The following is a 20,399-nucleotide window of genomic DNA, read 5'->3' on the forward strand; positions in this document are numbered from 1 at the left end:
CACGTTTTGGCCGTAGGGGCGCGAGGCGATGTCGATCAGGTTTTTCACGGCGGCGGGCATGGCGCGGTTGTGTTCGGGGCTGACAATCAGCACGGCGTCGGCGGCTTTGAGCTGCGCGCGCACGCGTTCGTATTGCGGCACGCTTTCGGCATCGAGGTCTTGCGTGTAGAGCGGCAAATCGCGGATTTGCACTTCTTCGATTGCCACGCCTGCGGGCGCTTGCGCGGCGATGTATCCGGCCACGGCGCGGTTGATGGATTGTTTGCTCAAGCTGCCGATAACGAGGGCGATTTTGGTCATTGTTATTCCTTTTTGGGTGCGGTTAAACGGTTGCCATTCTAAACCTAATCAGGCCGTCTGAAACATTTTTCAGACGGCCTGTTTTGCGTTTATTTACCCTGAGTGAGCGTGTTGAAGCTGGTGATCAGGTTGCGGTAATCGGGGATATGGTTGCCGAACAGCGCGCCCAAGCCTTCAATGTCGTTGCGCCAGTCGCGGTGCAGTTCGCAGGCGGCGCCGAACCAGGTCATCAGTTGCACGCCGGCCTGGCTCATGCGGTCCCATGCGGCGTCGCGGGTCATTTGGTTGAAGGTGCCCGACGCATCGGTAATCACGAATACGTCGAAACCTTCTTCAATGGCAGAAAGGGCAGGGAAGGCCACGCAAACTTCGGTTACCACGCCGGCAATAATCAGTTGTTTTTTGCCGGTGGCTTTGACGGCTTTGACGAATTCTTCGTTGTCCCAAGCGTTGATGTTGCCGGGGCGGGCAATATAGGGCGCGTCGGGGAAGATTTCTTTCAGTTCGGGCACCAAGGGGCCGTTGGGGCCGTTTTCAAAGCTGGTGGTGAGAATGGTGGGCAGTCCGAAATATTTGGCTAAATCGGCGGTGGCCAGCACGTTGTTTTTGAATTTGTCGGGGTCGATGTCGCGCACCAGCGAAAGCAGGCCGGTTTGGTGGTCCACCAGCAGCATGGCGGCGTCGTTTTTGTCTAAGCGGATATAGGGTTTTTTGTTTGCCATTTTGGGTTTCCTTATTTGAGGCGGTGGGTTTTTTCAGACGGCCTTATCGGGAAGGGTTGGCCGTCTGAAACGGGTTAATCAAAAATAAATCAAGCGCGTTCCGAATCCAGTTGCTCGCCGTCGTGCTCCACTTGGCGGGCTTTGGTGTAGCTCTCAATCAGCAGTTGGTATTCGGGGAAAATCAGCTCGTAAGCTTTCGCCCATTCGGCGGCGTCGTCTCGGTTCCAGGTTTGCTGGATTTCCGAGCACACGGCGGCGGTGTCCATCGGCACGGCGCCTGCCTGCACGATGCGCGCCAAAGTGATCTCCTGCGCCATTTTGCTGTAGGTGCCGGAAGCGTCAATCACGCAGAACACCTGATAACCTTCGGCAATGGCGGAAATGGCGGGGAAGGCCATGCACACGCTGGTGATGGTGCCGGCGATGATGAGTTGCTTCTTGCCGGTGGCTTTGACGGCTGCCACGAAATCAGGGTTATCCCAAGCGTTGATTTGACCTTTACGCGCAACGTATTGCGCGTGCGGCGCGGCTTCATGAATTTCGGGAATCAGGGGGCCGTTGGGGCCTTGTGGCACAGAAGCGGTGGTAATCACAGGCATTTTGGCCAAAGTGGCGATTTTTGCCAAAGTAACGGCATTGGCCCGCAGTTCGCGCACGTTTAAATCGCGCACGGTATTGAACAGGCCGCTTTGGTGGTCGATTAACAGCATCGCGGCGTTGGCGGGGTCGATTTTCGGCGCGGCGCCGTTGAAGTTTGCAGGTTGGCTCATTACAGTTTCCTTGTTGAGTGTTTATTTAAAAGTGTCTTGTTGACAGGGCGCATTATAGATACGCATAATTTTGCAACAAGATATAAAAATCAAACTTTAAGTTGCAAAAATAGAACAAAAAAATGGGTAATGTGGATTTAAACGATATCCGCCTGTTTGTGGCGGTGGTGCAGGCGGGCAGTTTCAGCAAGGCGGCGGATTTGGCGAATATCCCCAAATCGCGCCTGAGCCGCCGCATCAGCCGCTTGGAGGCGGACTTAGGTACCGCGCTGATGGACAGAAGCAAACGCGGTGTGCTGCTCAACGAAGTGGGCGAACAGTTTTACCAACGCGCGCAGGAAATGATGTTGGCGGCGCAAACCGCCGTAAACAGCGTGCAGGGCAAGCTCGACACGCCCGGCGGCCTCTTGCGGCTGTCGGTTTCCACCGAAGTGGGGCGCGGCTTTCTGATGCTTCATCTGGCCGAATACATGCGCCGCTATCCCGATGTAATGCTGGAAGTCGAAATCAACAATAAAAAAGTGAATATGATTCAAGACGGCATCGACATCGCCCTGCGCCTCGGCCTGCCCGAAGGCGATAACGTCGTTGCCCGCAAACTCGCCGACATCGAGCTGGGGCTGTTTGCCGCCGAAAGCTACCTGCAACGCGCCGGCCGCCCCAAAAGCCCGCACGAGCTGCACGGCCATGCGCTGTTAAACAAATACGACGGCCCCGAATGGCGCTTTACCTGCAAGCAGCACAGCGTGCACATACAGGGCGGCAGCAAACTCAGCAGCAACGATGCCAATCTGCTCGGCCAAATGGTTTCCGACGGCGCCGGCATCGCGCTGCTGCCCTGTTTCGACAACATGCTGCGCGAAGGCTGGGTGCGGCTGCTGCCCGAATGGGCGGTCGATACCGTGCCGCTGTATCTCGTGTATTACAAAAACCGCGGCTCTGTTCCCACCGTGCGCAGCATGGCGGATTTTCTGCTGGAAAAATTCGGCCGGCGGTAACAATTTGATTTTCAATAAAATCAATAGAAATAATCGAATAGATAAATTCAGGCCGTCTGAAAAGTTTTCAGACGGCCTTGATGCTTCCGGCCGTTTTTGCGTTTATATCAGCCTTGACTTTATAGTAGCCGCAACTTAAAATAGGTTTAAATTTTTAAACGTATAAACTGGATTGGCAGCCATGTCCCAACAAACCATAGAGATATTAAAAGAATGTATCCCCACGTTCACCGTGTTAAGCGATGAAAACCGCTTGATGATTCTGCATATTCTGTTTGAGCACGGCAGCCTGAATGTTAATGATTTGACCGAACGCCTGCATTTGTCGCGCCCTGCGGTGTCGCATCATCTGAAAATTATGTTGGACGCGGGTTTGGTGGCGGTGGAACAACATGGCAAAGAGCGTTATTACACCGCTACCTTGCAACAAGCCGGCGAACGCTTTCAACGCTTGATGGCATCGTTTGTGGCAGACGGCTGCATCCAACCTTAAATTTTTCATTTTGATGTTTAAATTTTTAAACTTATGAACTTATAAATCTACAGGAACGAATTTTCATGAAATCCTATTTTATTAAACAATATCAGAAAGCCCCTGCGATTTTGGGCGATATGCCCGAACCTGTTATGAATGATGACGATGTGCTGGTGGAGGTGTATGCCGCAGGATTGAACCACTTGGATTTACGCATCAAAAGCGGCGAATTCAAAATGCTCGTGCCGTATTCGTTCCCCTTGATTTTGGGGCATGATGTGGCTGGCAAAGTGGTGGCGGTGGGCAAAAATGTGCGCCAATTTGCGGTGGGCGATGAAGTTTTTGCCCGTCCGCGTGATGGCAGAATTGGTGCGTTTGCTGAAAAAATCGCCATTCATCAAGATGATGCGGCGAAAAAGCCCAATAATTTGTCGATGGCGGATGCGGCAGGTTTACCGCTTGTGGCTTTAACGGCTTGGCAAGCGTTGGTGGAAACCGCGCAAGTGAAAGCAGGGCAAAAAGTCTTTATTCATGCGGGAGCGGGCGGCGTGGGAACAGTTGCCATCCAGTTGGCGAAATATTTGGGGGCATTTGTGGCAACCACCGCCAGCACGGCAAATGTGGATTTTGTGAAAAGCTTGGGCGCAGATTTGGTGATTGATTATAAAAAACAAAATTTCACTGGTGTGTTGAAAGATTATGATGTGGTACTCAATAGTTTGGACAAAAAAACTTTGCTTAATTCATTGAAAGTTATGAAAAAAGGCGGTCGTTTGATTTCTATTTCAGGCCCGCCTACGCCAGCTTATGCGAAAAAAGCAGGTTTAAATGTATTTTTGCAACTGGCGATGTACTTTTTAAGCCGTGGCGTTCGTTGCGCGAGTTGCAGAAAAAAAGTGGATTATCAATTTTTGTTTATGCAAGCCAACGGTAAACAGCTTGCCCAAATTGCCCGGTTGGTTGAACAGGGGCACATTAAACCTTATACCCAATCCGTTTATCCGTTTGAAGAAATCAATCAAGCATTTGATGAATTGGAGCAAGGCCGCACACGCGGAAAAATTGTGGTTAGTATGCGATAAACTGTATTTTTTATTAAATTTCATTAGGATATTTTTATGTTATTTCAACCTTTTACTTTTAAAAACGGCCAAACCGCCAAAAACCGTTTCTTCAAATCCGCCATGGAAGAGCAGCTTGCCAAACACAACCAGCCGACCGAACAGCTTGTCCGCCTGTATGACACATGGGCCAAAGGCGGCGCGGGCGTATTGGTTACGGGCAATGTGATGGTGGCCGACAACGGCAAAGGCTCGATTAACGATGTGGTGCTGACCGATGATCGCAGTATGGACACGCTCAAAGCATGGGCAAATGCAGGGAAGCAAAACAATACTTTATTGATTATGCAGATTAACCACGCAGGCAAACAGTCGCCCAAAGTGCTGTCGCCCACGCCTGTTGCGCCGAGTGCAGTTGCCTTGCAGGGCATGGACGGCTTTATCAATCCGCCGCGCGAATTGGCCGCCGGCGAGATTGAAGAGTTGGTCGGCCGGTTTATCGAAACCGCACGGCTTGCCGAACAGGCGGGGTTTTCGGGCGTGCAAATCCACGGGGCGCACGGTTATTTGATCAGCCAGTTTTTGTCGCCGCACCATAACCGCCGCAACGACAAATGGGGCGGCAGTTTGGAAAACCGTATGCGCTTTTTGGTGGAAATTTACCAAGGCATTCGGGCGGCGGTGCGCCCTGAATTTTTGGTGGGTTTGAAATTGAATTCCGCCGATTTCCAAAAAGGCGGCTTCGATGAAAGCGACAGCATTCGAGTGGTGCAGAAAATGTCGGAATTGGGAATAGATTTTATCGAAATTTCAGGCGGCAATTACGAAAGCCCCGAAATGCTGACGGCGAAGGAAAGCACGAAAAAACGGGAAGCCTTTTTCTTGGATTATGCGGAAAAAGCGCGTGCCGTCAGCCAAGTGCCGCTGATTATCACGGGCGGTTTCCGTTCTGAAGCCGCCATGAACGAAGCGCTGCAAAGCGGGCATCTGGACTTTATCGGCATCGCCCGCCCGTTTGCCTTAATGCCTGATTTGCCGAACCAAATCCGGCAAGGCGCTTATCAGACCATCACCACCAACCGAATCAAAACCGGTGTGGCGGCAGTGGATAACAAAGTCGGCGCGGTGCTGGAGATGGATTGGTATATGGCGCAAATGGCGTTAATCGGAAAAGGCAAACAGCCAAACCCGAGTCTGTCGCCGTGGAAAGTGTTGCTGAAAGCTTTGTGGGTGAATGGCAAGGCTGGATTGAGTACGGGTCGGAGTTGAGTTCAATCGGTTTCAGGCAGCCTGAAAATATGAACCAGCACCTATTAACAATTTATTTTTTGAATTTTAAATACTATGAAAAACAATACCGTAACAAAATTAGCTACATTATTGTTGGGTTTTACATTAAATATGAATAGTCAAGCTGAAACGATGTCTGTAATGCCTGTGCAAACTGCAGTGCCGGTTGAAAAAAATTTATCGTCATCAATTTTATTGTGGATGCGGGCCGATAAACCGCGTCAAGATAGTATGCAGCGTTGGCAAGGGGCGCATGCTCAAATTATTTCTGCCAATAAGGGTTTGAAAGAGTATCGTCAAATTCATTTTGCAGAACACAATACAGGTTTGTGGCACGCCATTGATGGCGTGGAAACGCATATTCCTGCCAAAAGAAAAATTGATGGGGTGGCCGATGTTACTTTAAAAGGCTATTTGTCTTTATTACGAGGAAAAAAGCAAAATCAGTTGGCACATGCTGATGAAGTGAATTTATTTAACCGCACCATTTTGTATGCGTCATTTCCTAAAAATTCCAAGTGGTATCATGTAGCCAACCGCAATGATGTTGTAACCGCTCGGAGTATGGTCTTTATTCGCAAACGATCCAATATCAGTGAACATGAATTTCAACAATTTATCAATCACGAATTAGCACCAAGTTTGGCGAATATGGGCAAATTGAAAGAATTGCGTACCAAAGCATATAGTCCATGGAAACAAAGTCAATGGAATTCACCCAATGTGGCACATGATAATGCGCCAGAAGTGCAGTTTCATGGGGCGTTGATTTTGGGTTTTGCCGACCGTCAAGCGATGAGTGCATTTTTTCAAAGCGATGAATTAAAAAAGCTTTCTGGAAGAATAGCGGTATTTAGTTCAGCCATTCATGCGTATGATGTTGAGAAAACGCTTGTTTTTATTGACAATGGTCGGCAAGTTAATCCGTAACTGCCGTAACTTTCTGCCTCACCGCTGCCGCGCTCGCCCTGTCCGCCTGCGCAACGTCCCGTTCGACACCGATGCAAGGAATGCAGACCATGAAACGTGCCTTTATCGTCCACGGCTGGGGCGTAACGCCTGCCGACCACAGGTTCGGCCGGCTTTCTGGCAGCCTGAAAGGTGGGTTTACACCCACCCTACGGCTACGTCGTCTGAATTTTCAGACAGGCATTACATGGCGGATGAACCCTTTGCTATTTCAGGCTGAAAAACGGTTTTGACAGGTCAATTTTGAATTCAGGCCGTCTGAAAATCTCTTTCGGACGGCCTGATGATTTTGTTGCTTTTTCAATCCGGATTTAATCCAGTACATTACTGACGAAATACTGTACCACTTCTGTCAGATCCAAAGCCATATAGTCTCGGGTGTGCGGTTCGTCAAAATGCCGTTTGAATGCCTGTTCGTCATCAAAACGCTCCCACAACAGGAAGCGCGTGGGTTCATTTGTATCGTGGTGTACGGTAAAAATCGAACAGCCCGTTTCGGTGAGCGTTTTTTCTGCCAATACCGACAAAGCCTGCTTTGCCTGCCCGATTTTTGCGGCGTCTTTCAAGCGCAGCTCGGCAGTGATGTAATATCCTGAAGTAAACATGGTTGTCTCCTTGGTTTCCATAGGGCGGGCATCAACCTGCCATTCTGTTTTCAGGCCGTCTGAAAGTCGGACTTGGCAAGCCGATCTGTGTGCAATGTCCATTCTACACGCCTTTTCTGGCAGCCTGAAAGGTGGGTTGACACCCACCCTACGCCGTCTGGATTTTTTCAGACAGGCATCACTTAGCAGTTTAACCCGTTGTGATTTCCGGCTGGCTGGCAACCTGCTTTGACAGAGCAATTTTGAATCAGGCCGTCTGAAAATCTCTTTCGGGCGGCCTGATGATTTTGTTGTTGTTCCAATCCGGATTTAATCCGGCATTCGTAGGGAGGGTGTGAACCCGCCGTTCTGTTTTCAGACGGCCTGAACATTTCAGACAGGCATTTGCCTGCGGTTAAGGCCGTCTGAAAAAGCAGCAGATTGACACCTACCCTAAGCCTTTCAGACGGCCTTCATGTTCGGCACACGGCGGTTTTAAATGCTTGCCAATTCTGCCTGCAACTGCGCAATAAATTCGTCCACTTTCAGGCTGCCGAGGTCTTCGGCTTTGCGGCGCACGGCGACTTGGCCGTTTTCCATTTCTTTGTCGCCGACGACGATTTGGTAGGGGTAGCGGTATTGGCTGTTGTCGCGGATTTTGTAGCCGATTTTTTCGTTGCGCAGATCGACTTCGGCGCGGAAGCCGGCGGCTTTGAGTTGTTCGACGACTTCGCGGCAGTAACCGGCCTGTTTTTCGGTGATGTTCATGACGACCATCTGCACGGGGGCGAGCCAGAGGGGGAAGGAACCGGCGTGTTCTTCGATGAGGATGCCGATGAAGCGTTCGAGCGAGCCGAGGATGGCGCGGTGGAGCATGACGGGACGGGCGCGGCCGTTGTCTTCGGTAACGTATTCGGCGTCGAGGCGTTCGGGCAGGACGAAGTCGAGCTGGATGGTGCCGCACTGCCATGAGCGGCCGAGGGCGTCTTTGATGTGGTATTCGACTTTGGGGCCGTAGAATGCGCCTTCGCCGGGGAGTTCTTCCCATGCTACGCCGCAGGCGGTGAGGGCGTCGCGCAGGCCTTGTTCGGCTTTGTCCCAGATTTCGTCGCTGCCGGCGCGCTGTTCGGGGCGCAGGGAGAGTTTGACGGAGATGTTTTCGAAGCCGAACTGTTTGTAGATTTTCATGACAAGCTGGTTGAAGGCTTGGGCTTCGGCGGTAATCTGTTCTTCGGTGCAGAAGATGTGGGCGTCGTCCTGCACAAAGCCGCGCACGCGCATGAGTCCGTGCAGGGCGCCGGAGGGTTCGTTGCGGTGGCAGGAGCCGAATTCGGCCAGGCGCATGGGCAGGTCGCGGTAGGAGCGCAGGGCGTGGTTGAACACTTGGACGTGGCCGGGGCAGTTCATGGGTTTGACGGCGTAGGTGCGCTTTTCGGACTCGGTAACGAACATGTTTTCCTGGTAGTTTTCCCAGTGGCCGGATTTTTCCCAGAAGGTTTTGTCCATCATGAGCGGGGTTTTGATTTCGCGGTAGCCTGCGGCGTCGAGTTCGCGGCGCATGTGCTGCTCGATAATCTGCCACAGCGTCCAGCCGCGCGGGTGCCAGAACACCATGCCGGGGGCTTCGTCTTGCAGGTGGAAGAGGTCGAGCTGTCTGCCGAGTTTGCGGTGGTCGCGTTTTTCGGCTTCTTCGATGCGCTGGATGTAGGCTTTGAGTTCGTCTTTGCTGGCCCAAGCGGTGCCGTAGATGCGTTGCAGCATTTCGTTGTTGCTGTCGCCGCGCCAGTATGCGCCGGCCAGTTTGGTGAGCTTGAAGTGTTTCAGAAAGCGGGTGTTGGGCACGTGCGGGCCGCGGCACATGTCCACATATTCCTGATGGTGGTACAGCCCCATCGCTTCGACTTCGGGCATGTCGTCAATCAGGCGCAGCTTGTATTCTTCGCCGCGCTCGGTGAAGGTTTTCACGGTTTCGGCGCGCGGGGTCATCACTTTGACCACGTCGTAATCTTGGGCAATCAGCTCTTTCATGCGCGCTTCGATGGCGGCCACGTCTTCGGGCGTGAACGGTTTTTCGGTGGCGATGTCGTAGTAAAAGCCGTCTTCAATCACGGGGCCGATGACCATTTTGGCATTGGGATAGAGCTGTTTGACGGCATGGCCGACCAGGTGCGCGCAGGAATGGCGGATGATTTCCACGCCCTCTTGGTCTTTCGGGGTGATGATCTGCACGGCGGCATCGGCGGTAATCGGGTCGCACGCGTCCACCAACACGCCGTTTACCTTGCCCGCCACCGTGGCTTTGGCCAAACCCGCGCCGATGGACTCGGCGATTTGGGACACGGTAACGGGGGCTTCGTATTGGCGGACGGAGCCGTCGGGCAGGGTGATGTTAATCATGGGGGTACTCCAAAACAGTTGAATATAATCGTTTAATTTGATTCGATAATTTTTTCAGACGGCCTGATATGTGGCAAACCTGCCGCTCAGATGCCGTCTGAAATACTTTCTTAAAGCCGTTTCTTTCCGCTGGTCTTTAGATGGACGCACCATCGGCTTTCCACTCAGACCGCCCAAAACGCTGCCTGCTGCAAACATGGGTTTCCGTCTGCATCAAAATCGCGGCAGGTTTAAACAGCAGCCATATCAAACTTCCGATGCTTCGGTTTCGGCATCCAAAGGCCGTCTGAAACGGATATAGAAAAAGGGAACAACGGAAGTTTTCAGCAACCTCTGTTGTTCCCACCGTATTTTGGTAGGCACGATTGGAATCGAACCAACGACCCCCACCATGTCAAGGTGGTGCTCTAACCAACTGAGCTACGTGCCTGTAATCCGCGCAATTATACGCAACATGATTTCAACTTGGCAAGGGCTGAAGCCGATTTGCTGATGCCTGTACAGATACATTCCGATGCAACCAACCGCAAGCACAGGCCGTCTGAAAATATTTCGCTGTGTTCAACAAGCACTTTGATGATAAAACCCCATCCATTCCCGAACAGGTAGAAAGCAGCCCAAAGAAAATAAATTACGTTTTATCAATAAGATAACGACACCCAACAGCCTAGTCATTTTTCAGACGGCCTTACCGCCCTGCCCTATTTCCACACCAGCAGCGCGTGGTTGCGTTTGCCGCGTTTGATGATGGTGTATTTGCCGAAGCGTTTGTGCGCGTCGGTAAGCAGGTAGGCATCGTCGGGTTTTTCCGGCGAAAAGTCGGCGTTGTTCGCTTCGCTGACCGTTTCCCCGTTGATGACCACCGCTTTGTTTTTCACGAACTCGCGCGCTTCTTTGTTGGACTTCGCCAAGCCGCTCAAAACCAAAGCCTCCACCACGTTCAGACGGCCTTCGGCTTCAACGGCGGGCAGGCCGTCGAGGGCGAGTTGGGCGTAGTCGTTTTCGGTCAGGCCGCTTTCGTCGCCCGAGAACAGGCTCTCGGTGATGCGTTGCGCGGCTTTCAGGGCTTCTTCGCCGTGGATCAGGCGGGTCATTTCTTCGGCCAGAATACGCTGCGCTTCGGGCTTGGTGCCGCTGGCTTTGTCTTTCGCTTCGATTTCGTCAATCTGTTCGACGGTCAGGAACGTGAAGTATTTCAGGAACTTATATACATCGGCATCGGCCACTTTCAGCCAGAACTGGTAAAACTGATACGGCGAAGTTTTCTGCGCATTCAGCCACACCGCTCCGCCTTCGGTCTTGCCGAATTTGGTGCCGTCGGATTTGGTAACCAGCGGCAGGGTCAGGCCGAACACCTGTTTTTGGTTCAGACGGCGTGTGGTGTCGATGCCCCAAGTGATGTTGCCCCATTGGTCGGAACCGCCGATTTGCAGCACCACATTGTGGCGGCGGTTTAATTCCGAAAAATCATAGCCTTGCAAGAGCGCATAGGAGAACTCGGTAAACGAAATGCCCACGTCGTCGCGCTCGATGCGCTGTTTGACCGACTCTTTCGCCAGCATCGCGTTCACGGAAAAATGCTTGCCGATGTCGCGCAGAAAGTCCAAGCAGCCCATGCCGCCGAACCAGTCGTAATTGTTCGCCATCACCGCCGCGTTGTCGCCCTCGAAGCTCAAAAACGGCTTGAGCTGGCCGCGGATGCTTTCCACCCAACCCTGCACGGTTTCGGCGGAATTCAAACTGCGCTCGGCCGCCTTAAAGCTCGGGTCACCGATCATACCCGTCGCCCCGCCCACCAACGCAACCGGCGTATGCCCCGCCTGCTGGAAACGGCGCAAAGCCAACACGGGCAGCAGGTGGCCGATGTGCAGGCTGTCGGCGGTAGGGTCGAAACCGCAGTAGAGGGCGATTTTCTGCTCGTTTAATAAGGTTTCGAGGGCTTCAAAGTCGGTGGTTTGCGCGATCAGGCCGCGCGATTGGAGATCTTGGAGGATGGAAATCGTCATAATTTATATGGTTGTTTGAGTTTGATGGTTTTGCTGCATGGTTTGACATGACAGTCAAGATACAGAGAAATGTAATGTGCAGGCCGTCTGAAAAGAAAAACAACATATTTTCAGACGGCCTACCAAAGCTTTATTTTCAAAGTCTGACTACTTGTGCTTATCGATGCCGACCAGAAAGAACACGGTAAAACAGAATATACCCGAAACTGCCTTTCCTGCCCACTGCGTCAGGGATTTGGTTGAACAGTTGCTATGGCATTGTCTGCCAACAAGGTATGTTTTTGTAGGAACTTATCCGCCAACACTTTCCCACCGTAAGGATTGATATGATCTGCGTCGGAAAACAACGGTTTCCCGCCATACTGAAAATCAACAGGCATCAGCGAAGCAGTATCAACAATATATACGTTCGTATATTGGGCTGCCGCTTCTTTTATTTTCCGGTTACCGAGCAATACATTACGATGGGTTTCATCAGGCATGAATGCAGGCTGAGAATGTCCGAATATCTGCGACAGCTTGTAGCTTCTCAAACCGTGCCGAGTCAGCGTAGGCGTATCCGTAAACAAATAAACCGCCTGTTTTTCCTTCGACAGTTTGGCAAGCGTGACATCAAGTTTGGCAAAAAACTCCGGATCGTAAGCGATGGACTGCGCATCTATCTGATTACCCCAACGCATTGCTAAAAATACTACCGGATACTCATTTAAATGAGTACGGGCATATTCATGAACCGCACGACAACCGGAACTGCTATCAAATAACCTCGAACGGTAACCTTCCACATAAGCGCAAGTATCGGCAGAAACCAATGTAGCCGCCCAGTTTTCACTTTTTCCAACGGTATCGATAAAGGTTTTGTAATGGTCAGCATGAGAATCCCCCAGCATCAAAACCGTCGGTTTGCGATTTTCTGCCCCCCAAATACAACGCTTGTCGAAATTATTGTGGCAGGATGAATAATCTCGCGCCAATCCGCCGACCCGATACTTTTCAATCAAGGGGGACTGCATCAACACTTTCCAACAAACCGCCACCGCTACGGCAGGCAAAACATACAGCAAAACAGCATTCCACCCGAAAGCTGACCTAATTTTTCTGCAAGGCTGCTCCACCAAATAGTAAGACAACAATGAAAGCACTATCACGACCAAAGCCAGCGGCAACATCCACGTTACCGGCAATTCCGGTTCTCCCAGCCAGAACCGGGCGAATGCCAATACCGGCCAATGCCACAGATACAGCGAATATGAAATCAAGCCGATAAAAACAATCCATTTGAACTCGAACAACTTTTTAAAACGGTGTTCAAAGCCATTAAAATAAATCAACGCAGCAGCTGCAAAACACGGCACCAATGCCGCCACTCCGGGAAAAAGCGGCATTTCAGGCCGATAGAAAGCAAGGCAGGCTGTCAAAGCAACTGCCGAAATCAGACTGGCAGGAGCAGCAAAGCGCTCGGCAGAGAAACAGTTTTTCAGACGGCAATACTGCATCCACACCGCTGCTAAAGAACCTGTAAGCATTTCACAGGCACGCAGGTGTGGCAGATAATATTTGTCCAAACCGAATGCAGGCAGAAAAGCTGTGGCAGCACTGGCAACAATCAATACAGCAAGACAAACAAACTGCTTACGCCACCCCTGCTTCACCAGCCACAAACATAACAATGGAAAGAGAAAATAATATTGCTCTTCAACAGAAAGAGACCAAATATGCAGCAACGGTTTTTCTTCCTGGGCAGGATCGAAGTACCCTTGCCCGCGTGCAAAATAAAGATTGGCGGCAAACAAAACGGAAGAGAAAGCCGAACGCCCTAAAAATTTATAATCATCAGGCGAGTAAAAAAATACGGCAACCAGCAGCGTAACGAACACCACAGTAAAAAACGCCGGCAAAATCCTTTTAATCCTGCGGATATAGAAAGACTTAAAAGAAAATGTGCCGTCCATCATCTCCCTGTGAATAATCGAAGTAATCAAAAAACCCGAAATCACAAAGAAAATATCAACACCGAGAAACCCACCGGGCAGCCAAGCCCGTTCAAAATGGAAGATAACGACAGACAAAACCGCCACCGCCCGCAACGTATCAATATCAGGACGATAGGCAAACATTTTACTCACAATAAATATCCTTTTGATACAGAAAAGCCGGCATCTGTTTTTTGATGCCGGTTTGATTTCAGTAAGACGGCTGATGCTTCGGGATTTCTATACTACTATTAAGGCCGTCTGAATTATCTAAACAACCCACATCTATCTTAATATTTCAATTAAAAATCTGCTACACATTAAACAAAAAGTGCATCACATCGCCGTCTTTCACCACATATTCCTTGCCTTCCACACGCATTTTGCCCGCTTCTTTGGCTTTGGCTTCGCCGCCTAAAGCCACGAAATCTTCGTAGGCGATGACTTGGGCGCGGATGAAGCCGCGTTCGAAATCGGTGTGGATGACGCCGGCGGCTTGCGGGGCGGTGTCGCCTTTATGGATTGTCCATGCGCGGACTTCTTTTACGCCGGCAGTGAAATAGGTTTGCAGGCCGAGCAGGTCGTAGCCTGCGCGGATCAGGCGGTTGAGGCCGGGTTCTTCCAAGCCCATTTCGGCGAGGAACTCAGCTTTTTCTTCGTCTTCGAGTTCGGCGATTTCGCTTTCCATGGCGGCGCACACGGCGACGACGGGTGCGTTTTCTTTGGCGGCCAGTTCTTTCAGGCGGTCGAGGTGGGGGTTGTTTTCAAAGCCGTCTTCGGCGACGTTGCCGACGTACATCGCAGGTTTGGCGGTGAGCAGGAACAGGGGGCGCAGCATGGCGAGTTGTTCCGCGTCGAGACCGAACGAACGCACGGGTTTGCCTTCGTCCAGATGTGGCAGCAGCTTTTTGCATAAATCCACCAGTTTTTGCGCGTCTTTATCGCCACTGCGCGCGCGTTTCTCTTCGCGGACGATGGCTTTTTCCACGCTGGCTAGGTCGGCCAAAGCCAGCTCGGTGCCGATGGTTTCGATGTCGGCGATGGGATCGACTTTGCCGGAAACGTGTACGATGTTGTCGTCGTCGAAACAGCGCACCACGTTCACGATGGCATCGGTTTCGCGGATATTGGCGAGAAACTGGTTGCCCAAGCCTTCGCCTTTGCTGGCGCCGGCCACCAAGCCTGCGATGTCGACGAATTCGACGATGGCGGGCTGCATTTTCTGCGGGTTGACGATTTTCGCCAGCTCGGCCATGCGCGGGTCGGGCACTTCGACGATGCCGACGTTGGGTTCGATGGTGCAGAAGGGGTAGTTGGCCGCTTCGATGCCCGATTGGGTCAGCGCGTTGAACAGGGTGGATTTGCCGACGTTGGGCAGGCCGACGATGCCGCATTTTAAGCTCATGTTTTTTCCTGAAAATGGCTGGATTTGAAACGGCGGATTATAACACGTTCAGACGGCCTTTAACGCGCGAAGGCCGTCTGAAAAAGGTTTCAGACGGCCTGTTCGTTTGGTTTGACGGGTTCGGGAACGGAAAAGCGGAAAGCCGTCAAACTGCCGTTATCTGCGTATGGTATTGGCAATACCGTATCTGCCTAAGCCGTTCCCAATCAACTGCCCAATCCGCAAAGCAGCCTATGCAGAAACAACGGTTCTTCGTTTTTTCAGACAGCCTGTTTGATTTGGTGGCACTCAATCCGTGCCGCGTGCGCGGTTTTCGTGGAACTTGGCCTGCCAGTCAGCAAATTTGCCCTGCTCGATGGCTTCACGCATTTCTTCCATAATGACCTGATAAAAATGCAGATTGTGGATGGTATTCAACTGCGCACCGAGAATTTCGCCCGCTTTGTGCAGGTGATAAAGATAGGCACGGCTGAAATTTTGGCAGGCGTAGCAAGTGCAGCTTTCATCCAGCGGGCGGGTGTCGAGCTTGTGTTTGGCGTTTTTGATTTTGATGTCGCCGAAGCGGGTGAAAATCCAGCCGTTTCGGGCGTTGCGCGTGGGCATCACGCAGTCGAACATGTCCACGCCGTGCGCCACGCCGTACACCAAGTCTTCAGGCGTACCCACGCCCATCAGGTAATGCGGTTTGTGAGCGGGCAGCATCGGGCCGACGGCGCGTAACATACGGTACATTTCGGGCTTGGGTTCGCCCACGCTCAAACCGCCGATGGCCAGGCCGGGGAAGTCGAGTTCTTCCAAACCGCGCAGCGATTCTTCGCGCAGGTCTTCATACATCGCACCCTGTACGATGCCGAACAGGGCATTCGGGTTTTTCAGGTCTTCGAACGCTTTTTTGCTGCGTTCCGCCCAGCGCAGGCTCATTTGCAGCGATTTTCTGGCCTGCTCGTGCGTGGCTTCGCCCGGCGTGCATTCGTCGAGCTGCATGGCGATGTCGGAATTCAGCACGGTTTGGATTTTCATGGAGATTTCGGGCGAGAGAAACAGTTTGTCGCCGTTAATCGGGCTTTTGAACGTGCAGCCTTCTTCGGTCAGTTTCCGCATATCGGAAAGGGAAAACACTTGGAAACCACCCGAATCGGTGAGAATCGGTTTGTCCCAACCGATGAAACAGTGCAGGCCGCCGAACTGTTCGATGACTTCCAAACCCGGCCGCAGCCACAAGTGATAAGTGTTGCCCAAAATAATCTGGGCTTTGATGTCGTGCAGGTTCTGTGGGGTCATGGCTTTGACCGAACCGTAGGTGCCGACGGGCATGAACACGGGCGTTTCGATTTTGCCGTGGTTGAGTTCGAGCGTGCCGCGCCGTGCGTGGCCGTCGGTTTTGTGGAGCGTGAATTTGAGCATGGCGTATGCGGGATAAATCGGTATAAAGCGCGATTATAACGGATTTTCAGACGGCCTATGGCCGACAAGCCGCAGACAGGCCGTCTGAAAACATGCCGCTTCTTAACCGCAGCCAAGTGTTATAAAATAATCGTCTTCCCCATACGGCTCTCAGCCGACCCAACCACCACAGGAGTACACACCCATGTTCGGAAAAGCCGGATTAGGCGGCCTGATGAAACAGGCGCAGCAGATGCAGGAAAACATGAAAAAGGCGCAGGCCAAACTCGCCGAAACCGAAGTACACGGAGAAGCAGGCAACGGCTTGGTAAAAGTAACCATGACCTGTGCCCATATCGTTCGCAAAATCGACATCAGCGAAGATTTGATTAAAGAAGCGGCCGACGACAAGGAAATGCTCGAAGACCTGATTCTGGCCGCCGTCAACGATGCAGGCTCGAAGGCCGAAGAAACGTCCAACAAAACCATGGGTGCGTTTACCCAAGGCCTGCCTGCAGGCATGGGCGATTTTTTCAAATAAAACATCTGCAAACGGCAGGCCGTCTGAAAAACACACTTTCAGACGGCCCCAAATACAGAAAAAGCCTGACGACAAACACCGTCGGGCTTTTTCTACAATCTCATGTTTTTAGTGGTGATGACCGTGTTCGCCGTGCACATGGCCGTGCTCGATTTCCTCGGCAGTTGCTTCACGGATACCGTCGACCGTGGCTTTAAAACGGATTTTCATACCGGCAAACGGATGATTGCCGTCCACCACCACTTTGCCGTCGGCGATGTCGGTTACGCGGTAGATAACCACACCGCCCGTTTCAGGATCATCGGCTTCGAACATCATGCCCGCTTCCACCTCCACCGGAAACACGTCGGCGTCCTCGATACGCACCAAGCTTTCATCCTGTTCGCCGAACGCATCATCGGGCGACAGCACCACATCCACTACATCACCCACGTTTTTCTCATGCAAGGCCTCTTCCACCAAAGGGAAAATACCGTCGTAACCGCCGTGCAGATACGCAATCGGCTCTTCGGTTTTGTCCAAAAGCTGGTTGTCGGCATCGTACATTTCATAGTGAAGCGTTACCACGGAATTTTTAGCAATAGCCATTTTGTACTCTCGTCTCGTTTGATTCGGTTGAAAAAATGATTTTAACACAGTAAACACATCCGCCACGACAATACCTCAAGTTATTTTTCAGACGATCCAACCGCAAACCCTCGGTATCTGTGCAACCCTTTTCACGGTTTAGTGTGGTTTTTTACACAATCCGCCGAAAAAGTGTTGCCTGCATACAACTTCCCGTAATTTTCCGACAGCCGTTTTATGCATTTTCCACTCAGAGCATCCGAATTCCAAAATAATACAACTTATTGAAATATAATAAAATTACAAAAATAAAATTGTAAATTTTTGCAAACGGAAAAAATTTGCGTGAACTTAAACCCCGTATAGATACACTAATCAACTCAATCGTATCCATCGGGTGCAGTATTTATGCCGTTGCATTGGTTATTCCGGTCGGGCATAATTGCGGAAATTCAGCAATGAATTTCCAACTGCACAGGCTTTATCCCAAAAGCCGTTTTGTTTTAACTTTGTTTTTAAATCGATTTATAAAGAAGGTATCCACAAATGAAAAAATCCCTGTTTGCTGCTGCTCTGTTGTCTTTGGCTTTGGCTGCTTGTGGTGACAAAGCTGCCAATACCGCTGCATCTGCCGCTTCTGCTGCCTCTACCGCTGCTGCATCTGCCGCTTCTGCTGCTACCGACGCTGCTTCTGCCGCTACCGGTGCTGCTACCGAAGCCGCTTCTGCTGCTACCGGCGCTGCTTCTGCTGCCGCTTCTGCCGCTACCGGCGCTGCAACCCAAGCCGCTTCTGCTGCTACCGGCGCTGCTTCTGCTGCCGCTTCTGCCGCTACCCAAGCTGCTTCTGCTGCCGCTTCTGCGTCAAAATAATATCGTTACAGATATACGGAAACAGGATACTTCGGTATCCTGTTTTTTATTTTTCAGACGGCCTTTTCCGTTTCCGGCAATATCATGATTCCACAATCCCTGCGCTCCGCCTTGTCCGCATTGCTGGGCGAAACCGCATTTCCCGATAATCCCTCCCTGCTGACCGACCAACGCCGCCGCTTTACCGGACGCGCAGACATCATCGTGATGCCCGACAGTACCGCACAAATACAGAAACTGATGCGGTTCTGTACCGAACACCGTATCCCCGTTACCCCGCAGGGCGGCAATACCGGCCTCTGCGGTGCGGCCGTACCCGACGGCGGCGTACTGCTGAATCTGTCCAAACTCAACCGTATCCGTACCATCTCGACAGCAGATAACAGCATCACCGTCGAAGCCGGTGCGGTACTGCAAAACGTACAGAACGCCGCCCGACGGGTCGGGCGGCTGTTTCCGCTCAGTCTGGCCAGCGAGGGCTCATGCCAAATCGGCGGCAACATCGCCTGCAACGCAGGCGGCTTGAACGTTTTGCGTTACGGTTCCATGCGCGATTTGGTACTCGGACTGGAAGTGGTGTTGCCCGACGGAACACTGGTTTCCCATCTCGAACCGCTCCACAAAAACACCACCGGCTACGATTTGCGCCACCTTTTTATCGGCAGCGAAGGCACGCTCGGCATCATGACCGCCGCCACCTTAAAACTGTTCGCGCTGCCGCAAACCACGGCAACCGCATGGGTCGGCCTCGACAGCATCGAAGCCGCTACCGCCCTGCTGAGTGCCGTACAGAGCCGCTTTGCCGAACGCCTGTGCAGTTTCGAGCTTGTCAGCCGTTTCGCATTGGATTTGTCGTCGGCATTCAGCGGCATCAGACAGCCTGTCGAAGCGCAATGGCACGTTCTGATTGAGTTGTCCGACTCGCTACCCGACAGTAATCTCGATGCCCTGCTGGCGGATTTCCTGATGGAAAACCATATGGAAAACAGCGTCATCGCCCAATCCGAAACCGAACGGCAGCAGCTGTGGACGCTGCGCGAAAACATCTCCGCCGCACAGCGCAAGCTCGGCACCAGCATCAAACACGACATCGCCACCCCGATTGAACGTGTGGCGGAGTTCGTCAACAACTGCGGCCGCGACTTGCAGCGGCAATATCCCGGCATCGAAATCGTTGTTTTCGGGCATCTCGGCGACGGCAGCCTGCATTACAACACCTTTTTCGCCGATGTATTGGACAACGATGTGTACCGCTTCGAAGATGCCGTCAATGCCGCCGTTTACCGCCACGTTCTCGCCTGCGGCGGCACCATCGCCGCCGAACACGGCATCGGCATGATTAAAAACCACTGGCTGCCCGAAGTACGCAGCGAAGCCGAAATCACCCTGATGCGCGCCGTCAAAACCCATCTCGACCCGCACAACATCATGAATCCGGGCAAACTGCTGCCCTAACTGCCCTTAATCCATACAGGCCGTCTGAAAAACTTTTTTCAGACGGCCTGTACCGTTTCCGTTATACCGCCCCAATCCGTTCCGCACCGAATACATATGTCTGGAAATACGGTTGCCGCAGTTCACACACCGCGCTGCGCCACTTCATTTTCACACAGGCAAACATCGGCTGCTCATCAGATACGGCTAATCTTCCGCAAACGGCGTAACCGTGCGCATACAGATGCTTTTCAAACCGCCAACTTATTTGTCAGACGGCATCCATGTGCCGCCGTGCATGCGGCTACGCCTGAAAAGTCGGGCTAACCGTGCCTGCGAACCCGATGTCAAGCCGCAAGATGTAAACGGCAGCGAACAACACCGCTTCCCAATTTCATGCCGAAACGAAGGCCGTCTGAAAAACTTTTTCAGACAGCCTGTATGTTTGCATCATTGCAACCCGATCAGCAAGTGTAGGTACGGTTAGCCGTCCCCAAACGGCGTAACCGTACGCATATAGCAAATAAACATATTATTCGATACAATTCCACCATGGCCTATTCACAAGACTTCAAACAACTCGTGCTCAAAAAACTCCGTCAAGGATGGACGATTCGTAGAGCCGCAAAAGAATTCGGCATCGCCATCTCCACC

At 51.9% G+C, this 20,399-nt stretch carries 18 protein-coding genes and 1 tRNA gene; 8 read left to right on the forward strand and 11 right to left on the reverse strand.

What is annotated here, in order from left to right:
- The 3 genes from ACEYDX_RS09330 to ACEYDX_RS09340 all read right to left on the reverse strand — a co-directional run.
- Window positions 1-300, reverse strand: a 300-nt coding sequence (locus ACEYDX_RS09330; protein ID WP_373741750.1) for an NADPH-dependent FMN reductase, incomplete at its 3' end; no start/stop codon positions are given.
- 89 nt (window positions 301-389) lie between these two features.
- Window positions 390-1,022, reverse strand: a complete 633-nt coding sequence (ycaC, locus tag ACEYDX_RS09335; RefSeq protein ID WP_373741751.1) for an isochorismate family cysteine hydrolase YcaC — start codon at window positions 1,020-1,022, stop codon at window positions 390-392.
- An 89-nt stretch (window positions 1,023-1,111) separates the two neighbouring features.
- The gene (locus ACEYDX_RS09340) at window positions 1,112-1,792 is read right to left on the reverse strand and encodes a hydrolase (RefSeq protein WP_373741752.1); all 681 of its coding nucleotides are present in this window, start codon (window positions 1,790-1,792) and stop codon (window positions 1,112-1,114) included.
- Between the two features lie 131 nt (window positions 1,793-1,923).
- Between ACEYDX_RS09340 and ACEYDX_RS09345 the strand changes: the two genes are divergently transcribed.
- The 5 genes from ACEYDX_RS09345 to ACEYDX_RS09365 all read left to right on the forward strand — a co-directional run bounded on the left by ACEYDX_RS09345 (window position 1,924) and on the right by ACEYDX_RS09365 (window position 6,546).
- On the forward strand, window positions 1,924-2,790 hold the full coding sequence (locus ACEYDX_RS09345) for a LysR family transcriptional regulator (RefSeq protein ID WP_373741753.1): 867 nt from the start codon (window positions 1,924-1,926) through the stop codon (window positions 2,788-2,790).
- Between the two features lie 181 nt (window positions 2,791-2,971).
- Window positions 2,972-3,283, forward strand: a complete 312-nt coding sequence (locus ACEYDX_RS09350) for an ArsR/SmtB family transcription factor (RefSeq protein ID WP_373741754.1) — start codon at window positions 2,972-2,974, stop codon at window positions 3,281-3,283.
- 65 nt (window positions 3,284-3,348) lie between these two features.
- A complete protein-coding gene (locus tag ACEYDX_RS09355; protein WP_373741755.1) occupies window positions 3,349-4,347 on the forward strand; it encodes an NADP-dependent oxidoreductase in 999 nt (332 codons plus the stop codon).
- Window positions 4,348-4,383: 36 nt separating this feature from the next.
- Complete coding sequence (locus ACEYDX_RS09360) at window positions 4,384-5,595, forward strand: NADH:flavin oxidoreductase/NADH oxidase family protein (RefSeq protein ID WP_373741756.1); 1,212 nt, start codon at window positions 4,384-4,386, stop codon at window positions 5,593-5,595.
- Window positions 5,596-5,670: 75 nt separating this feature from the next.
- Window positions 5,671-6,546, forward strand: coding sequence for a hypothetical protein (locus tag ACEYDX_RS09365; protein WP_373741757.1), 876 nt, complete (start codon window positions 5,671-5,673; stop codon window positions 6,544-6,546).
- Between the two features lie 350 nt (window positions 6,547-6,896).
- Here ACEYDX_RS09365 and ACEYDX_RS09370 read toward each other — a convergent pair whose 3' ends face one another.
- The 7 genes from ACEYDX_RS09370 to tgt form a co-directional block, all read right to left on the reverse strand.
- Complete coding sequence (locus ACEYDX_RS09370; protein ID WP_373741758.1) at window positions 6,897-7,292, reverse strand: putative quinol monooxygenase; 396 nt, start codon at window positions 7,290-7,292, stop codon at window positions 6,897-6,899.
- Window positions 7,293-7,664: 372 nt separating this feature from the next.
- A complete protein-coding gene (gene thrS, locus ACEYDX_RS09375) occupies window positions 7,665-9,566 on the reverse strand; it encodes a threonine--tRNA ligase (protein WP_373741759.1) in 1,902 nt (633 codons plus the stop codon).
- Between the two features lie 353 nt (window positions 9,567-9,919).
- Window positions 9,920-9,996 (reverse strand) — tRNA-Val (locus tag ACEYDX_RS09380).
- Between the two features lie 271 nt (window positions 9,997-10,267).
- The gene (gene tyrS, locus ACEYDX_RS09385) at window positions 10,268-11,566 is read right to left on the reverse strand and encodes a tyrosine--tRNA ligase (RefSeq protein ID WP_373741767.1); all 1,299 of its coding nucleotides are present in this window, start codon (window positions 11,564-11,566) and stop codon (window positions 10,268-10,270) included.
- Between the two features lie 233 nt (window positions 11,567-11,799).
- Window positions 11,800-13,698 carry an acyltransferase family protein gene (locus ACEYDX_RS09390; RefSeq protein WP_373741760.1) on the reverse strand — a complete coding sequence of 633 codons (1,899 nt, stop codon included), beginning with the start codon at window positions 13,696-13,698 and terminating at the stop codon, window positions 11,800-11,802.
- Between the two features lie 160 nt (window positions 13,699-13,858).
- Window positions 13,859-14,950, reverse strand: coding sequence for a redox-regulated ATPase YchF (gene ychF / locus ACEYDX_RS09395; protein ID WP_373741761.1), 1,092 nt, complete (start codon window positions 14,948-14,950; stop codon window positions 13,859-13,861).
- Between the two features lie 288 nt (window positions 14,951-15,238).
- Window positions 15,239-16,354, reverse strand: coding sequence for a tRNA guanosine(34) transglycosylase Tgt (tgt, locus tag ACEYDX_RS09400; protein WP_373741762.1), 1,116 nt, complete (start codon window positions 16,352-16,354; stop codon window positions 15,239-15,241).
- A gap of 184 nt (window positions 16,355-16,538) precedes the next feature.
- Between tgt and ACEYDX_RS09405 the strand changes: the two genes are divergently transcribed.
- Window positions 16,539-16,874 (forward strand): YbaB/EbfC family nucleoid-associated protein, encoded by a 336-nt coding sequence (locus ACEYDX_RS09405; RefSeq protein WP_373741763.1) that lies wholly within the window; start codon window positions 16,539-16,541, stop codon window positions 16,872-16,874.
- 108 nt (window positions 16,875-16,982) lie between these two features.
- Here ACEYDX_RS09405 and ACEYDX_RS09410 read toward each other — a convergent pair whose 3' ends face one another.
- Entirely contained in the window at window positions 16,983-17,462 is a 480-nt protein-coding gene (locus ACEYDX_RS09410; RefSeq protein ID WP_373741764.1) for a peptidylprolyl isomerase, read from the reverse strand.
- Window positions 17,463-17,987: 525 nt separating this feature from the next.
- Here ACEYDX_RS09410 and ACEYDX_RS09415 point away from each other — a divergent pair.
- Window positions 17,988-18,311, forward strand: coding sequence for a hypothetical protein (locus tag ACEYDX_RS09415; RefSeq protein ID WP_373741765.1), 324 nt, complete (start codon window positions 17,988-17,990; stop codon window positions 18,309-18,311).
- Between the two features lie 84 nt (window positions 18,312-18,395).
- A complete protein-coding gene (locus ACEYDX_RS09420; RefSeq protein WP_373741766.1) occupies window positions 18,396-19,766 on the forward strand; it encodes an FAD-binding oxidoreductase in 1,371 nt (456 codons plus the stop codon).
- Window positions 19,767-20,399: the final 633 nt, after the last annotated feature.

Source organism: Neisseria sp. (assembly GCF_041804105.1).
Taxonomy (GTDB): domain Bacteria; phylum Pseudomonadota; class Gammaproteobacteria; order Burkholderiales; family Neisseriaceae; genus Neisseria.

Bases quoted from the DNA above. Each gene is read 5' to 3' on its own strand.
- thrS (WP_373741759.1), bottom strand. From the start codon at position 9,566: ATGATTAACATCACCCTGCCCGACGGCTCCGTCCGCCAATACGAAGCC.
- ACEYDX_RS09350 (WP_373741754.1), top strand. From the start codon at position 2,972: ATGTCCCAACAAACCATAGAGATATTAAAAGAATGTATCCCCACGTTC.
- ACEYDX_RS09360 (WP_373741756.1), top strand. From the start codon at position 4,384: ATGTTATTTCAACCTTTTACTTTTAAAAACGGCCAAACCGCCAAAAAC.
- ACEYDX_RS09420 (WP_373741766.1), top strand. From the start codon at position 18,396: ATGATTCCACAATCCCTGCGCTCCGCCTTGTCCGCATTGCTGGGCGAA.
- ACEYDX_RS09370 (WP_373741758.1), bottom strand. From the start codon at position 7,292: ATGGACATTGCACACAGATCGGCTTGCCAAGTCCGACTTTCAGACGGC.
- ACEYDX_RS09415 (WP_373741765.1), top strand. From the start codon at position 17,988: ATGAAAAAATCCCTGTTTGCTGCTGCTCTGTTGTCTTTGGCTTTGGCT.
- ACEYDX_RS09355 (WP_373741755.1), top strand. From the start codon at position 3,349: ATGAAATCCTATTTTATTAAACAATATCAGAAAGCCCCTGCGATTTTG.
- ACEYDX_RS09365 (WP_373741757.1), top strand. From the start codon at position 5,671: ATGAAAAACAATACCGTAACAAAATTAGCTACATTATTGTTGGGTTTT.
- ACEYDX_RS09340 (WP_373741752.1), bottom strand. From the start codon at position 1,792: ATGAGCCAACCTGCAAACTTCAACGGCGCCGCGCCGAAAATCGACCCC.
- ACEYDX_RS09410 (WP_373741764.1), bottom strand. From the start codon at position 17,462: ATGGCTATTGCTAAAAATTCCGTGGTAACGCTTCACTATGAAATGTAC.
- ychF (WP_373741761.1), bottom strand. From the start codon at position 14,950: ATGAGCTTAAAATGCGGCATCGTCGGCCTGCCCAACGTCGGCAAATCC.
- ycaC (WP_373741751.1), bottom strand. From the start codon at position 1,022: ATGGCAAACAAAAAACCCTATATCCGCTTAGACAAAAACGACGCCGCC.
- tgt (WP_373741762.1), bottom strand. From the start codon at position 16,354: ATGCTCAAATTCACGCTCCACAAAACCGACGGCCACGCACGGCGCGGC.
- ACEYDX_RS09405 (WP_373741763.1), top strand. From the start codon at position 16,539: ATGTTCGGAAAAGCCGGATTAGGCGGCCTGATGAAACAGGCGCAGCAG.